This window comes from Bartonella sp. LJL80 (genome assembly GCF_054871565.1).
The window spans coordinates 142,576-157,548 of the sequence record NZ_JBTXLM010000002.1 but is presented as its reverse complement, the minus strand read 5'-3'; the positions used below and the strand labels follow the sequence as shown (position 1 = coordinate 157,548).

Annotated in this window: 14 protein-coding genes; 2 read left to right on the top strand and 12 right to left on the bottom strand. The window is 49.7% G+C overall.

What is annotated here, in order from left to right; translation table 11 throughout:
* Positions 1-185: 185 nt before the first annotated feature.
* Entirely contained in the window at positions 186-1,097 is a 912-nt protein-coding gene (locus ACYSNS_RS04955; RefSeq protein ID WP_461722041.1) for a bestrophin family protein, read from the top strand.
* 125 nt (positions 1,098-1,222) lie between these two features.
* On the opposite strand, the gene ACYSNS_RS04950 is transcribed toward ACYSNS_RS04955, so the two are convergent.
* The 12 genes from ACYSNS_RS04950 to ACYSNS_RS04895 all read right to left on the bottom strand — a co-directional run bounded on the left by ACYSNS_RS04950 (position 1,223) and on the right by ACYSNS_RS04895 (position 12,986).
* Complete coding sequence (locus tag ACYSNS_RS04950; protein WP_461722040.1) at positions 1,223-1,501, bottom strand: YodC family protein; 279 nt, start codon at positions 1,499-1,501, stop codon at positions 1,223-1,225.
* A gap of 192 nt (positions 1,502-1,693) precedes the next feature.
* A complete protein-coding gene (locus tag ACYSNS_RS04945) occupies positions 1,694-2,173 on the bottom strand; it encodes a F0F1 ATP synthase subunit B (protein ID WP_461722039.1) in 480 nt (159 codons plus the stop codon).
* A 12-nt stretch (positions 2,174-2,185) separates the two neighbouring features.
* A complete protein-coding gene (locus ACYSNS_RS04940; RefSeq protein ID WP_461722038.1) occupies positions 2,186-2,752 on the bottom strand; it encodes a F0F1 ATP synthase subunit B in 567 nt (188 codons plus the stop codon).
* A 169-nt stretch (positions 2,753-2,921) separates the two neighbouring features.
* Positions 2,922-3,152: a F0F1 ATP synthase subunit C gene (locus tag ACYSNS_RS04935; protein ID WP_461722037.1), complete on the bottom strand. Its 231-nt coding sequence runs from the start codon at positions 3,150-3,152 to the stop codon at positions 2,922-2,924.
* Positions 3,153-3,209: 57 nt separating this feature from the next.
* On the bottom strand, positions 3,210-3,968 hold the full coding sequence (locus ACYSNS_RS04930; RefSeq protein WP_461722036.1) for a F0F1 ATP synthase subunit A: 759 nt from the start codon (positions 3,966-3,968) through the stop codon (positions 3,210-3,212).
* Positions 3,969-3,979: 11 nt separating this feature from the next.
* Positions 3,980-4,399, bottom strand: a complete 420-nt coding sequence (locus tag ACYSNS_RS04925) for an AtpZ/AtpI family protein (RefSeq protein ID WP_461722035.1) — start codon at positions 4,397-4,399, stop codon at positions 3,980-3,982.
* A 244-nt stretch (positions 4,400-4,643) separates the two neighbouring features.
* Positions 4,644-5,906, bottom strand: a complete 1,263-nt coding sequence (locus ACYSNS_RS04920) for a cell wall hydrolase (RefSeq protein WP_461722034.1) — start codon at positions 5,904-5,906, stop codon at positions 4,644-4,646.
* A 455-nt stretch (positions 5,907-6,361) separates the two neighbouring features.
* The gene (der, locus tag ACYSNS_RS04915) at positions 6,362-7,789 is read right to left on the bottom strand and encodes a ribosome biogenesis GTPase Der (RefSeq protein ID WP_461722033.1); all 1,428 of its coding nucleotides are present in this window, start codon (positions 7,787-7,789) and stop codon (positions 6,362-6,364) included.
* A gap of 3 nt (positions 7,790-7,792) precedes the next feature.
* The gene (locus ACYSNS_RS04910; RefSeq protein WP_461722032.1) at positions 7,793-8,464 is read right to left on the bottom strand and encodes a tetratricopeptide repeat protein; all 672 of its coding nucleotides are present in this window, start codon (positions 8,462-8,464) and stop codon (positions 7,793-7,795) included.
* A gap of 105 nt (positions 8,465-8,569) precedes the next feature.
* A complete protein-coding gene (locus ACYSNS_RS04905; protein WP_461722031.1) occupies positions 8,570-9,715 on the bottom strand; it encodes an FUSC family protein in 1,146 nt (381 codons plus the stop codon).
* Positions 9,712-11,484 (bottom strand): SLC13 family permease, encoded by a 1,773-nt coding sequence (locus tag ACYSNS_RS04900; RefSeq protein WP_461722030.1) that lies wholly within the window; start codon positions 11,482-11,484, stop codon positions 9,712-9,714. Before ACYSNS_RS04900 ends, ACYSNS_RS04905 begins: the two co-directional genes overlap by 4 nt.
* Positions 11,485-11,561: 77 nt before the next feature.
* Complete coding sequence (locus tag ACYSNS_RS04895; RefSeq protein ID WP_461722029.1) at positions 11,562-12,986, bottom strand: MFS transporter; 1,425 nt, start codon at positions 12,984-12,986, stop codon at positions 11,562-11,564.
* Positions 12,987-13,120: 134 nt separating this feature from the next.
* Here ACYSNS_RS04895 and ACYSNS_RS04890 point away from each other — a divergent pair, with 134 nt between their 5' ends.
* Positions 13,121-14,833, top strand: coding sequence for a SulP family inorganic anion transporter (locus ACYSNS_RS04890; protein ID WP_461722028.1), 1,713 nt, complete (start codon positions 13,121-13,123; stop codon positions 14,831-14,833).
* Positions 14,834-14,973: the final 140 nt, after the last annotated feature.

The window sequence follows — 14,973 nt, the reverse complement described above, 5'->3', positions numbered from 1 at the left end:
GGACTGTTTGACCTGTGGATGCGGTTCCCGCTTGTCGCTACACGCTTTTTGCTTGAGGTCTCGAAAATGCTTATGCATTCGCCCAATGAACAAAGCAACCTTGCTTTGCATATGGATGATCGCCATAACGATGACGCTTCGTTTCAAAACCGTAACTCTATATCTTCCAATTCAGAAGTTTCAAAATGATCATTCGTCAACGTCCAAATATATTACAGCTGTTTTTTGTTTTGCAAGGCTCCATATTGCCAACCATCGCACCACAATTGATCGCCATTCTGCTGCTATCAACCGCTCTCGTTATAGCCCATCACTTTTATCCCAACATTGTGCCGACCTATAACAATGCCACTGCTTTCACCATGCTGGGTATTGCCCTATCGATCTTTCTCGGCTTCCGAAACAATGCCTGTTATGACCGCTGGTGGGAGGGGCGTAAAGTGTGGGGGGAAATCGTTTCGTCCTCGCGCGACCTTATCCGTCAAACGCATGTTCTTACCGATGGGAAGGACAATCGACAGGTCTTACTGGAATTGGCTTCGAGCTTTTCTCATAGCCTCGTCAATCATCTTAAAGGCAGCACGACGATCCCTTCCCTCATGGCCGAATATCCCATTGATTTTATCGAGCGCTATGAGCTTAGCCACAACAAGCCATCTTTTATCCTCAATGAGATGGCTCGTCGGCTAGCAGCAATACAAAAAAGCAGCCGCCTGAGTGATATCCAGTTCCAGATGCTTGATGGCTGCCTGCAGAGGCTGAATGAAGCGCAAGCCGCATGTGAACGGCTTAATACAACGCCTGTTCCATTCGCCTACACTTTGCTGTTGCATCGTACCGCGTATATTTTTTGTTTTCTTATACCCTTCGGCTTCACGGATATATTGGGCTGGTGGACGCCGGTGGCAAGCTTACTGGTCGCTTATACGCTCTTTGGTCTAGATGCTTTGAGCGATGAATTGGAACAACCTTTCGGCAAGCTTAAAAACGCGTTACCCATTCACGCAATGGCAGTCATGATTGAAAGGGATATTTGCGCGGCTATTGAAAAACCAATGCCAGAACCGGCAGCCGCTATAAATTATGTCCTGAGATAAAATCTTATCTCAGGAAGACTTTTTGATCGGAATACCTCAACATTTATCGCTTATACAGCTTAAACGACGATATTCCTGATAAAAAAACAATGTCCGTTTACGGCTATTTTTCAAAAAAATAGCTGTTAAAGACCTTCACTGTTTTTCGCCGTTGATTTTGCTACAGGCTTTTTTGCGCCTTCAACCAGCTCCAAAGTATCTTTGCGGAAAACGGCTGTTTTCAAACGCTCATCTTTAAACCAGACACATGAAACCTTGTTATTGTTGATTTTATCAACAGTCATTGAAGGCCCGCCCGATTTCAACTTAACAATATCGCCTGCTTTATACATGTCTATTCCTCTGGACAATGCCCGCCCGGTTCCAACAACCGAACGGAATGGATGATGGGCAAACACGGACATTCGAGAACCTTCGTTCGACATTAAACACCGTGACCGCTCCGTAAACGTTGCTAAACTATCAGTGTGACACGATGATGAAGGTTTGATGACAAGCGAAATCTTTTGTATCAAATAAAGACAAGATGCTAAAAATAGAGTTAAAAAAAACCACGCTGAAAGCGTGGTTTTTGAAAACTATGTAGGCATCTAAACTCAGTTCATACGAGTTTTAACTTCATTAAGCGAAAGCTTAATAAGACTATCCGCCTTCTTAGCGTCCAACTCTCTATTGATGATTTCGCTAGCAGCTGCAACAGCCAAATCAACCGCTGAAGATCTGACTGCAGATACGGCTTCCGCTTCAGCCTGAGAGATCTTCTGTTCCGCCAATTTGTTGCGACGGGCAACATAATCTTCAGTCTTTTTACGGGCTTCTTCTGCAAGTGACGCAGCTTCACGCTTGGCGGCGGCAACAATATCTTCTGCCTCTTTTTCAGCCTCAGCGCGCTTGCGCTGATACTCGGCCAAGACCTGCTGGGCTTCTTCTCTCATGCGACGGGCTTCTTCAAGCTCGTCATTGATGCGGCGCGCACGATCATCCAGAAAAGCCGCGGTTTTTCCAGGTATCTTAATGGCAACCAGAATGGCAATAAAAAGAAGCAGACCAATGAGAGCCCAAAATGTATCTGTCATCGTAATGCTCCTTTAATTGCGGACAGCTTTGACAGCCGCACTGGCTGTCGACGAACTGACCGATGAACCAATCAATTCACGCACGATTTCAACGGCGGTTTCTTCTGCAATACTTCCGACATCCTGCATCGCTTTATCGCGTATTTTGGCGATACGGCTTTCAGCATCGGCAAGCTTTTTATCCAAGCTCGCTTCCGTCGCCTTACGCTCAGCCTCGGCTTTGGCCTTCGCCTCTTCATTGGCCGTCTGGGCGATGGCATGGGCACGGGAACGCGCTTCGGCCAATTCACGCTCATAGGCTTCAATTGCGCTTTCGCGTTCCTGATTCATACGTGCTGCCTGATCGAAATCGGAAGCAATCCTGTCCCGACGGGTTTCAATAACCCCGCCAATACGCGGAACGATGACCCGTGACATGAAGAAATAAAACAGGCCGAAACAGATGATAAGCCAAAATAGATGCGATCCGAAATGCGAAAAGTCAAACGGTGGGAATACACGGTCGGCGTGCTGCACCGCGTCTTCGATACGCTCAATCGGTGTTTCGGCAGTTTGTGCATAAGCGCTGGATATAAACATCCTGTCTTATCCTTCAATCGGCTACTAGGGCTCTTAAAGAACCTACGAGTCATTAAGCTCTCATAGAGAACCGGTATTTATCAACTCTTGTTTAAGCACTGCTTCCATGTGGTAGCAGGCAGCAATGCCTGTTGCGACAAGCGCAACAGGCATTCGCGTTTAAAATAGATTAAACAGCAAACAGGAGCAAAAGAGCGATAAGCAATGAGAAGATGCCCAAAGCTTCTGTCACGGCGAAGCCGAATACCAAACGGCCAAACTGGCTATCTGCTGCTGACGGGTTACGAAGTGCACCCGAAAGGAAGCTACCGAAAATGTTGCCGAGACCGAGAGCCGTACCAGCCATACCAAAGCAGGCAAGACCAGCGCCGATGTATTTTGCTGCGAGTGCTAATTCCATGTCATTCTCCTTTAAAGCGAATTCGCAATTTTATTTGGTGAGATTTCACCAGTGTTATTAATGTCCAGGATGCACCGCATCATTGAGATACATACAGGTCAAAACGGTAAAGACATAAGCCTGAAGAAACGCCACAAGAACTTCAAGGGCAGTGATGGCCACAGTCATGATAAGTGGTAAAATCGAACCGCCGACACCGACAGCCCCCATCCCCACCATTGAGACAACAAAACCGGCAAATACTTTCAAGGTGATATGGCCAGCCAGCATGTTGGCAAACAAACGAACCGAAAGACTGATCGGACGTGACAAAAATGAAATAACCTCGATCAACGTGACCAGCGGAATGATGATGATCGGCACACCTGAGGGTACAAACAGTTTAAGAAAGCCCAACCCGTGCTTGAAAAAACCGTAAACAACAACCGTCAGAATAACCAGCATGGCCAATGCGAAGGTGATGGCGATTTGCGATGTGACGGTGTAAAAATACGGAAACAAACCGATAAAGTTGGCAACAAGAATGAAAATGAACAACGAGAATACCAACGGGAAAAACCGCATACCTTGCGAGCCCGCCGAATCACGCAGTGTTTTGGCAACAAACTCATAGGCAATTTCCGAAACCGACTGCATGCGCGTCGGAATGAGCCCGCGGCTTGACGATGAAGCAAACAGGAATATTGCCGATAGAACCACTGTCACCACCATGAAAAGCGATACATTGGTGAATGACAGATCCATATTCCCGACAGGAATGTTGATCAGCCGTGAAACCTCGAACTGATGGATAGGATCTGGACCGTGTGCTGCCACCTTAACCTCGTCTATTCGGACCTGTCGGTCCCTTTATCTTGGCGCGAAGCGCCACGTTGCCCTAATTGACTGGGAGGCACATGCCCCACAGACCGCAATATATTCAACACACCGGCAGCAAAACCGAGGAACAGAAAGATAATCAGTCCCCATGGTGATGTCCCCACCAGCTGATCAAACCCGAGCCCCAACACAACACCGACAATAACACCGGCCAGAAATTCACTGGACAGCTTTACCGCCTGCGCCGTCCCTTTGGGCGGCCCATCCTCCCGGCTCACTGGCTCCGGCTTGCGCAGCACGCCCTTACGTGCCAGCTCCGTCTCCAAATTACGGCGACGGGTTTCCAGATCCAAAGGCTGAGAACCAGAACTCTGCCCGTGTCCTTCGGCTCCCCTCTCCGGCTTAACAGGTTTATCACCCTTCGCCATAGCTGGCCCCTTAATCCAAAAGCAAAGTCAAGGTCTGACCTCTAAAGTCGCGCGCAACATATTGTTACTGGAGCCATTCGTCAAGCGGCCAAAGCCCTTCGATCAAAAGGAATCTTCGTGAGCGTTAAACGAAAAAAGACCGCACAAACCAAAAAAGCGCTTTGAGGCGCTTTTCCCATCATGCAAAAATCTATTTAAGCCATTGTTTCCAAACATTTTTACTACAACCTGCCGGCTAACCACTTTAACTCCAACCGCCGCCCTTGGTCCGATAAAAAATATGCAAGCCGATCTTATCCACCTTGACCATGGAACGGGCCCAACGCGGACGAACATAGGTTGCGTGATAATGGGTGGCAGAACCGACTTCGGGCAGCCATATCTGGCCCGCTGAAACAGCCTTTGCAACCTGCTGGGCAACCGTCCATTGCGGTATTTCAGAAATTTGATGCTTCTTACCGTCGCAAGCAAATGAAAACTGGCAACGGTTGCGCCAATTGGTATTTTGATAAACAACGCCGCAAATCGATTTTGGATATGCAGGATTGCGAACCCGGTTCAACACCACCTGTGCAACAGCTGCTTGCCCTTTGACCGATTCTCCCCGTGCTTCGAAGTAGACTGCCTCAGCCAGGCATTTTTGTTCACCGGTCGAAAATGCAGCTGCGGGCAAAGGTGTTGCCGCCCAAGCATGGTCTTTTTCGCCGATAGGAGGTATGAACCGTCCTGTTCCTTGCCCTTCGATTCTTGTGTCAGACATCACGCTATCAAATGGAGAGGTATCAACCTTGGCAGCCGTAGGAGCATAGCCGAGAGCCAGCACATCTGCCTGTTCATTTGTCACCAGCGACGCAAGCACCTTGGGAACCGGCAGCTTTGCGGTTATTTTCTTTTGCGGCGGCACAATGGCCATGGCAACCTTCATCGGCGCTTTACCATTACGGGGCGCTGTTAGCGAAGCAAGATGCTTGCCGCCTTTCGACTGCGGTGCCATCTGAACCGATACACGTTGCATTTTGGGCTTGGCAAGATCAGGAAGTGCATTGCTTTCATGGGTATTGAGGCCAGCTGTTTTTTCATCGCGATTGACACGATTTTCATCCGGATTTGGATCGGTGATACCAAGCTTTCCACCGGCATTTTCCGCCGTCAAAGGCAATGCCTGATAACGCTGCGACAAAGTTGTACTTGCCGTTGTCATCGGATCGACGCCTTCAGGCATAACTGAATTGTCCTGAACGGTTGAGCGGGCAAATACTGTGGTATTTTCCGCCAACAGCTCGGCCGTTTCCGGCTTTTGTAATGATGACACCGAAACCGCGGAAAGGCCAAGCCCAAGGAAAACAGGCAAGACATGACGGTTACGTTTTTTCTGTTTCAAGATAACCGGAGCGGCATAAAACCGCCCCTCCGGCATATAATAGGTGGATGCGGTGCGAAGCGTTTCACGCCGCTGATCCTTGTCACCATGACGGCGCAAAGACGGTATCAAAGACACTTCAAACACCACACCACTCCAACGCATATACACTTACGCAAAAACAAAAAGGAAACAACTTTTCCTCTGGCGTCAGAATGGCCTATCAACCTTTATTTAAGGTTAACAGAAATGGCCTTATTCGTTGATTTTATTGCTTAATTTTTAATTAACAAAAGGAAATGGTTAACGCTGAAATGCTGGTTTTGATAGCTCCACGACAAATCCTCATTGATATTTATTAATCTATCTTAAAAATTGGAAAACAGTGTTTTTTATCATTTTTTCTTGCAAAAACATGAGCAATTCCTGCAAGCTTTTGATGCCGGGCAAACATGTTATTACGACGCTGATGTTCAGGTGTGAAGACATCAATCTGCCTGACGGATCGCTTGTCGGGTCTGAAGTAAAACGATCATCAAAACAAAAATGTACCGGGCTTTACAAAAAGGCCCGGTACATTTTTTTCCATAGACATTACAAGCTTAGCGTTTCTTAGCGCGGCCGGCAAATGGATTGTCCGATGTGCGCATGGACAGCCTTATTGGCACCCCTGGCATATCAAAAGTATCGCGCAAGGCATTGGCAAGATACCGCAAATAGGATTGCGGCATAGCATCTGGTCGCGAACACGAAATGACAAAACCGGGCGGTCTTGTTTTCACCTGTGTCATATACTTTATCTTCAAGCGACGGCCGGACACTGCCGGAGGTGGATGGTGCGCTATGACACCTTCAAGCCAACGGTTGAGCTTGCCGGTCGATATACGGCGGTTCCAGACACGGTGGACCAATTCGATGTTTTCCATCAAACGATCTATCCCCTGCCCGAACTCGCCGGAAATAGGCACCGCGCGCAGACCACGAACCTGTGGCAAAAGCCGCGCGCATTTTTCATGAAGTTCCGCCAATGTTTCCTGACGGTCCTCAATCAAATCCCATTTATTGAAGACGATGATGGGCGCACGCCCTTCACGGATGACGAGATCGGCGATTTGCAAATCCTGTTTTTCAAACGGAATTGTTGCATCAAGAACAATGATAACCACCTCGGCAAAGCGAATAGCACGCAACGTGTCGGCGACCGACAGCTTTTCGAGCTTTTCCTGCACCTTCGCCTTACGTCGCAAACCAGCAGTATCGAAGAGTTTGACCTTTCGGCCGCGCCATTCCCAATCAACCGAGATAGAGTCGCGGGTGATGCCCGCTTCCGGCCCTGTCAACAAGCGGTCCTGGCCCACCATTGTGTTGATCAATGTGGATTTTCCGGCATTTGGCCGACCGGCAATTGCAATGCGGATCGGCTTTGTCGCATCATAGGTAGGCTCTTCAGCCTCGGGGTCGTCGATGTCGTCACCAATGGAGGCTGGCTCTATGCGTGCGCGCTCTTCCTCGCGAATTTTTTCAAAGGCTCTGTCTTCACCAACAGCTTCCACAATCGCGTCACGCAGATCGGACATCCCCAACCCGTGTTCTGCCGAAATCGGGCACGGTTCTCCAAGTCCCAGGGACCATGCCTCATAAAAGCCAGCCGTCGCCTCTTTCGATTCCGCCTTGTTGGCGACCAGAACAATCGGTTTACTCGATTTGCGTACAAGCGAGGCGAAGGTGAGATCACTCGGTGTCATGCCGCTTTTTGCGTCGAGCACAAACAGGATGAGATCAGCTTCTTCGATTGCTGCTCTTGTTTGCGCGCGCATGCGCCCTTCCAGCGAATCATTGGTCGCTTCTTCAAGACCCGCCGTGTCGATGACATCAAATCGCAGGTCTTGCAACTTGGCTGCGTGCATCCGACGATCCCGCGTGACACCGGGCGTATCATCAACCAAAGCCAAACGCTGCCCGACCAAACGGTTGAACAAGGTGGATTTGCCGACATTCGGCCGTCCGATAATGGCAATGGTCAAACCCATAACTTATCCTTTTGCCGCCTGGCCAGTGCCATGAATAATATCCAGCATCATGCGTGCACGTTCTGTTGTTTTGGTCCCTGCGAGACCTTCATCGGCGATTTTTTGGAAATAATAAACCGCATCATCTATCTTACCTGCTTTATAAGCGGATAAACCAAGCGCTTCGCGCGCAGACATACGCATCGAATCAACATCATTGGCCATATCCTTGACCCGTTTTTCGACATCTTCGAATGTACCGCTATCAACAAGGATATAGGCCGCACGCACCTTGGCAACCTTTTGCAACATTTCAGGTGCGTTTTTGTTTGCTGCAACAGCATCAAAACCCGCAACGGCTTTTGCCGCATCACCCTGTTCCATCGCAAGCGACGCCTTGCGCAGTTCGGCTAAAGTCGGATAGCCGCCAAAATCGGAGTTTTGGACTTCATCGAGTTTTTTCAACGCTTCGTCGAAATTCTGCGCTTGCGCCAAATCCAGACTGGACAGGTAGGTATCGCCGATTTTTCCGGCTTTGCTTGTCTGCCAATAACTGAAAATCTGATAGGCACCGGTAGCCAAAACCAGAAGAACCGCTGCCAATATCAATATCGGGCCATAGCGGCCCCACAAGGCCCTGGCCTTTTCCTGACGGAGTTCCTCATTGACTTCACGAATAAAACTGTCGTCCGACATCAGTCTGTCCTGTAAAAATTTAGCTTTTGAGCGCTTTTACGCACAATTTTGCAAAGATGGTAGCCCTAATCAAGAAAAAAGCCACCGAGGCCGCTTTCGCGAAATTCATGGTTTGTTGTCCATATCCTCGACCAGAGCCACATTATCTGCCGGCTTGCGGCCCTGTACCTCCGCCCGCACGGCATCCAGTATCTGTTTTTTTCGGAATGCCGAAAGTCTGCTTTTGCGGGTTTTGCTTTTATAAAAACGCGCCAGCGTGTTTTCTACCATTTCAATATCGATCACGCATTCGCGCCATGTCATCGGCGCTTCCTCGCGCGATGAACGGTCGGGAAACACAAAGTCTTCCCCTTCCTTGCCCTCACCGGCAAGATAGCGGCAATTGGTGGCGGCAAGCCGTAGCGCATCAACCAGCCATTCGGGTGGCTGCTCGCGTTGTTTTCGTACCGCGCTGACCATCGCTTCACAAAACAAGAGTGACGATGCGTAGAGTCGGATGCCGGATTGATCATAACGCGCCGACATAGAGGCCACCTCGCGCGAGGACAATCTACCCCGCAGCGTCCAACGCGCATTGTTACGCGCGACATCAATAGCCGCAATCAATCCGACAAGTGCCACATGGGTGCGTCCGCAACTTTTCATGGCTTGGATAGCGGCTGTCGTATTGCGTTTTTCGAGCGCATCGGCAGCCAATGTGAAATTCGACGCAAGCTCCTTGAAAAAGCGTTCAACCGCCAGCCGCAATGTTTTTAACTGGTCGGGTGTAAATAGAACCTGACTAAAAATCAGACCGATCGATGTACCGACCGCAACGTCAATGACCCGCGTCCAACCGGCAACATCTGCACCAAGCGCAAAAACCATGACGGCCGAAATACCAGCCTGAATGATGATGGCTGGCACAATTGCATAAGCCGATGCAAGCGTAAGCCCGGCAAACCCCACCAGAGCTATACGAACTTCTGTCGGCATAGGTGGCAATAAAAGCGTCAATTCGCCGACAACCACACCCGTCAGAACGCCGGTCAGCACATACATTGCCTGCCGCCCATGGCTCGGCAAGCCGGGTGCCAGACAAATCAAAGCCGTCATAGCAGCATAGATGGGATGTTCGTGGCCCAAGAGATGCGCGGATACAAACCACGCCAAGCCTGCGGCCACACCAGCGCAAAGGGCATCTTTCCAGCTGGCTTTAACCTGGCTTTTCGCCTGTTTGAGTTTAAGTTTTAAGAGTGCCATACCAATCATTGTAGCGGCCACACCCACATCAACATCGGAACGGAAACCACAGCAATCAAAACCGATAGCGGTGCACCGAGACGCGGATAGTCACTGAATCTGTAACCACCGGGGCCCATAACCAGCATATTGCATTGGTGCCCGATCGGCGTGAGAAAATCACAGCCGGCACCGATGGCCACGGCCATCAAAAACGCCTCGGGCTTATAATGGAGCGAAGCAGCAAAACTGGAAGCAATCGGAGCCATAACCATAACGGTAGCTGCATTATTGAGAAAAGGTGTCACAAGCATGGCAGCGACTAAAATGACCGCCAATGCGCCAAAGGGCGGCAATGATGAGGCAAAAACACTTAGCCAATGCCCGATAATATCCGTACAACCGGTTTTTTCCAGCGCTTCACTGACGGGAATGAGGGCGGCAAGCATGACGAGTATTTTGCCGTCAAGCGCCTGATAGACATCGCGACCGGGTATGACACGAAAAACCACCATAGCCACGGCAGCAGCAAAAAATGCCAGCGCAACTGGCACGATTTGTAAGGCTGTTGCCAAAATGGCCACCAATAAGATACCTAATGGAACAAGGCCGCGGCGCAAATTGCCAAACATAATGGTGCGTTTGGCCAAAGGGAGACACTTCAATTCGCGCAATAGATTGGGAATCATATCATCCCTGCCCTGCAAAACCACCACATCACCCAAACGGAAAACTATTTCCCCCAAGCGTTCGCGTACGCGCTCATGCTGGCGGCTTAACGCCAACAGATTGACATCGTAACGGTCGAACAAAGCCAGCCGCTTGGCGGTAATACCGATCAAAGGCGAGTTATCGGTTATAACCGCCTCAACGATGTCGAGCTGGCTGTCTTTATCGCCGCTGGAGATATCACGACCGGTCGAAAGCTCGAGCCGAGCGGAATTGATGACGAGATCGAGTGCTGTGTGGGTGCCCTCAAGCAAAACCATATCGCCTTCAGATAGAACAAAATCCGGCAGGGGTGATATCGGCTTCTTGTTGCGGATAACCTGCAGAACCATGACATCGCCTGCCGAAGGCTTAACCAGGTCGGAAATGCTTTTTCCGACAACGGGCGAATTAGCGGCCACACGCGCTTCCGAAATGTAATCCCTTATCGCGATACCATCATCGGCACCGCCATCGGAGCGGGTACGGACAGGCACAAGCCAAGAAAAGAACACCAGATAAAGCACACCCACAGCTGCAACCGTCGCACCGACAGGCGTAAAATCAAACATCGTAAACGGCACTCCCACCAGCCTTTCACGCATGGCGGAAACGACAACATTGGGCGATGTGCCGATTTGTGTCATCAAACCGCCAAGAAGAGCGCCAAAAGCCATGGGCATCAGGAAGACAGATGGAGAGACATTGGACCGACGGGCGAACTGAAACGCGATCGGCAACATGATCGCCAAGGCACCGATGTTTTTAACAAATGCCGAGAGAACCGTCACCATGAGAACCAGAAAGATCAGCTGGATCCGGACCGATTTGATATCTGGCCAGATGCGCTGGATTATCAGCTCCATGACACCAGAACGGGCAACGCCCGCACTGACAAGCAGAGCACTGCCAACGATGATTACAATATCATCGCTAAAACCGGCAAATGCTTCTTTAGGGCTAACGATGCCAACCGCACATGAAAGCAGCAAAGCGCACACCGCGACAACATCGTAGCGAAAGCGGTCCCATATAAACACCGCCATCATCAATCCGATAACGGAAAAAGCCAGTATTTGATCTGTTGTCATTATAAGCGACACCTACCCTGTCTTTAGAGCTGTCATACGCTTTGTTCCCGAAAGCGACCATATTGGCTTGCTGCTATTTACCTGTTCGCACGACCGGCGACAAGATCTCCTGCACCATGTTCCAAACGTAAAATGCCCCATAGTGGAAAAATACTCAGGATTGCTACCAGATAAAGTGCCAGCTGAAACGGTGCGACCGATGCCTCAAGGGGCAAACCGGTTATCGCAGAACCTGCACGCAGGCTTATAGCGCCTAAGGCAATACCCAACCCTATGCCCAGTTGGAAAACTGTTGAAAACAAAGTATTGGCGCCATTCATTCGGTCTGACGGGACGTCGGCAAACGCGATCGTGTTGAGCGCCGTAAACTGGATGGAGCGGAATACTCCACTGAGCGTCAAAACCACAATCATCAGCCATAAAGGTGATTGCGCCGAGAATAAGCCATAAGAGGCAAGGAACAAGGCATTCAGGATACAATTACAGATCAGAGTATTCCTGAAACCGAAATAGCGCATTAACGGCGTTGTAAACGGTTTGATTGCAAGATTGCCAATGAATATCGGCATAAGAAGCAGACCGGCCTGTGTTGGAGTATAGCCCATTGCAAGCTGGGCCATCAAAGGCAAAATGAAAACCACGGCATTGGCCGTCATACGGAAAATTGTTCCGCCATAAACGGAAACAGCGAAAGTGCGATACCGTAGAGCGTCCAATGCAACCAGCGGTGCTTTCGCCCGCTGTAAGTGCAATACGCTGAGCGCAAGAATGACCGAACCAGCGCAGAAGCATGAAATCACCTGTATGGTGATGCCGTTTTTTCCGCCAATCTCTTCCGCCGCAAAAAGCAATAATGCCAACCCCAGCCCCGTCAATAAAAAACCTGACAGATCGAAAGCTTTTGGTTCTCTCACCCGTTCATCGGGGAAAAGTTTCAGGCTTAAAACCAGTATTGCCAAACCGATGGGAATATTGAGGTAGAAAATCAAACTCCAATGGGTGTATTGCGCTATGACCCCACCAATGGGCGGCCCCAAAACCGGTGCAACAAGTCCCGGCCATGTCAACAGCGCTATCGCCTGCACAAGACGTTCCTTCGGTGTCTGACGCAACACAACCAGTCGTCCCACCGGCACCATCATGGCGCCCCCCACACCTTGCAGAACGCGGCATCCGACAAACATTGATAGATTGGTGGATAAACCGCATAAAAGCGAGGCGAAGGTGAAAATCAGCACAGCCAGCGAAAACATACGCCGCGACCCATAACGGTCTGTCAACCATCCGCTTGCGGGTATAAAGACCCCCAGCGTCAACATGTAAGCACTAATACCAATATTGATATTGACAGGATCCGTTTGAAACGTCAGGCCCATTTGTGGCAAAGCCGTGGTTATAACAGTTGCATCCAAATTTTCCATAAAGAACGCTGCTGCAACCAATCCTGCAATCCATTGCCCTCTTCGATCTTTTGTCAATTGATTCTGGTTTTGGACGGTCATAGATACCCCTTGGTTTTATGGTCGCCAAACGTGCGTAAGCGTTTATGCATGATGATGGCGGAATGGTAGACCGTCGCGTATTGACATGCTATGACTATCGCGGCTTATCCTTCTGAATTTTTTGTGATTTCTCTATGGCGCGACGAAAACGACCGGCAAACCGGATATCATTTGCAGAACAATTTTTACCGAAACTGGTGACAGTCTGGCGGGAAGGTTACCGCCTTGCCGATTTCAGAGCCGACGCCATCGCCGGACTAACCGTGGCAATTATCGCACTCCCCTTGTCCATCGCAATCGCGATCGCATCGGGGGCAACACCAGCCCAAGGTCTCTACACATCGATTATAGGCGGCTTTATCATTGCTGCCTTTGGCGGCAGCCGGTTCCAGATTGGCGGCCCTGCCGGCGCCTTCATTATTGTCGTAGCAACAACTGTGCAGCAGCATGGCATGGACGGGCTTTTATTGGCCACGCTTCTATCAGGTATCATGTTGATGGCGCTTGGCTATTTGCGGCTCGGCACCTACATAAAATTTATTCCCTATCCCGTGACGGTCGGCTTTACGGCTGGCATAGCAGTCATTATTTTTTCAAGCCAGCTCATCAATATGTTCGGCTTGCGGCTTTCAGTGGCAGAACCGGGGCCAATTCTGCAAAAATTGCCTGTTATCTGGCATCACCTGCCCACATTTAGTCCATTATCGGTCGCCTTTTGCCTTGCGACTATCATTTTCATCACAGTTTTGAAAAAGTTTCGGCCCAACTGGCCGGCAATGTTGTTTGCCATTGTCATTGGCGGAACCCTAACAGCGGCTTTCAACATCGATATTGTCACCATCGGTTCCAAATTCGGCACCATGCCGTCATCGCTTCCAATGCCGACACTGCCTAATTTCAGCCTGCAAAAAATTCAGGATGTGCTCCCCAACGCCATAACATTCACCCTGTTGGGAGCCATCGAATCGCTTTTATCAGCCGTCGTGGCCGACGGCATGACGGGACGGCGTCATCGTTCCAACTGCGAGCTTGTGGCACAGGGGGCTGGAAATATAGCTTCGGCACTCTTTACCGGCATATGCGTAACCGGTGCCATTGCACGCACCGCAACCAATATTCGTGCAGGTGCGCGCAGTCCAATATCCGGTATGCTGCATTCGGTTTTTCTTTTGCTTTTTCTTGTCGTTGCAGCTCCGCTCGCGGATTATATCCCGCTTGCCTGCCTTGCCGCTATTTTAGCAATCGTATCGTGGAATATGATCGAAAAACACGCCATAGCCATGCTTCTAAGAGCATCGGCGGGGGATGCTCTCGTTCTACTGACCACATTTTTGCTGACAGTTTTCCGCGATGTCACCGAAGCAATCATCGTCGGCTTTGCACTTGGCGCACTTTTATTCATTCATCGTATGTCAAAAACAGCAATGGTCACGACCGATATACCATTGGTCGGAGAAGATCGCGCCGATGGAACAATGCAGCCGGATACAAGCTATTATGAAGGTGCCATACAAAAGGATAGCGACATTGTCATCTATCGGATTTCCGGCGCTTTCTTTTTCGGCGCCGCTGCCTCCATTGGCTCCGTATTGGATAGGATTGGCGATCATTACCGCGTAATGATCATAGATTTTTCGCAAGTCCCTTTCCTTGATGCGACCGGTGCCAACACCATCGAAAGCCTTTCCGGCAAGGCCCGGAACCGTCACATTACACTGGTCATCAGCGGCGCTTCGCAGCAGGTGCTTAAAGATCTCATCTCCCATGGCATCAAGCCGCCTCATGTTCATTTTGAAAAAACGCTGGAAAAAGCGGTGAATAAATATGCCGATAAAGACCGCTCATGAAACGGATTTGCGCGACAAAGAAAAAACTATCCTTTATAAACGTGGCCAAATGAAAGAGCGCGTACATATTATTGGCATATTTGCCAGAAAAATGTCGTGTTTGTTTTTAATAAGCAATGCGAGCAGACAGCTTTAATCAG

Bases quoted from the DNA above. Each gene is read 5' to 3' on its own strand.
- ACYSNS_RS04955 (WP_461722041.1), top strand. From the start codon at position 186: ATGATCATTCGTCAACGTCCAAATATATTACAGCTGTTTTTTGTTTTG.
- ACYSNS_RS04950 (WP_461722040.1), bottom strand. From the start codon at position 1,501: ATGTCCGTGTTTGCCCATCATCCATTCCGTTCGGTTGTTGGAACCGGG.
- ACYSNS_RS04945 (WP_461722039.1), bottom strand. From the start codon at position 2,173: ATGACAGATACATTTTGGGCTCTCATTGGTCTGCTTCTTTTTATTGCC.
- ACYSNS_RS04940 (WP_461722038.1), bottom strand. From the start codon at position 2,752: ATGTTTATATCCAGCGCTTATGCACAAACTGCCGAAACACCGATTGAG.
- ACYSNS_RS04935 (WP_461722037.1), bottom strand. From the start codon at position 3,152: ATGGAATTAGCACTCGCAGCAAAATACATCGGCGCTGGTCTTGCCTGC.
- ACYSNS_RS04925 (WP_461722035.1), bottom strand. From the start codon at position 4,399: ATGGCGAAGGGTGATAAACCTGTTAAGCCGGAGAGGGGAGCCGAAGGA.
- der (WP_461722033.1), bottom strand. From the start codon at position 7,789: ATGGGTTTGACCATTGCCATTATCGGACGGCCGAATGTCGGCAAATCC.
- ACYSNS_RS04910 (WP_461722032.1), bottom strand. From the start codon at position 8,464: ATGTCGGACGACAGTTTTATTCGTGAAGTCAATGAGGAACTCCGTCAG.
- ACYSNS_RS04905 (WP_461722031.1), bottom strand. From the start codon at position 9,715: ATGATTGGTATGGCACTCTTAAAACTTAAACTCAAACAGGCGAAAAGC.
- ACYSNS_RS04900 (WP_461722030.1), bottom strand. From the start codon at position 11,484: ATGACAACAGATCAAATACTGGCTTTTTCCGTTATCGGATTGATGATG.
- ACYSNS_RS04895 (WP_461722029.1), bottom strand. From the start codon at position 12,986: ATGACCGTCCAAAACCAGAATCAATTGACAAAAGATCGAAGAGGGCAA.
- ACYSNS_RS04890 (WP_461722028.1), top strand. From the start codon at position 13,121: ATGGCGCGACGAAAACGACCGGCAAACCGGATATCATTTGCAGAACAA.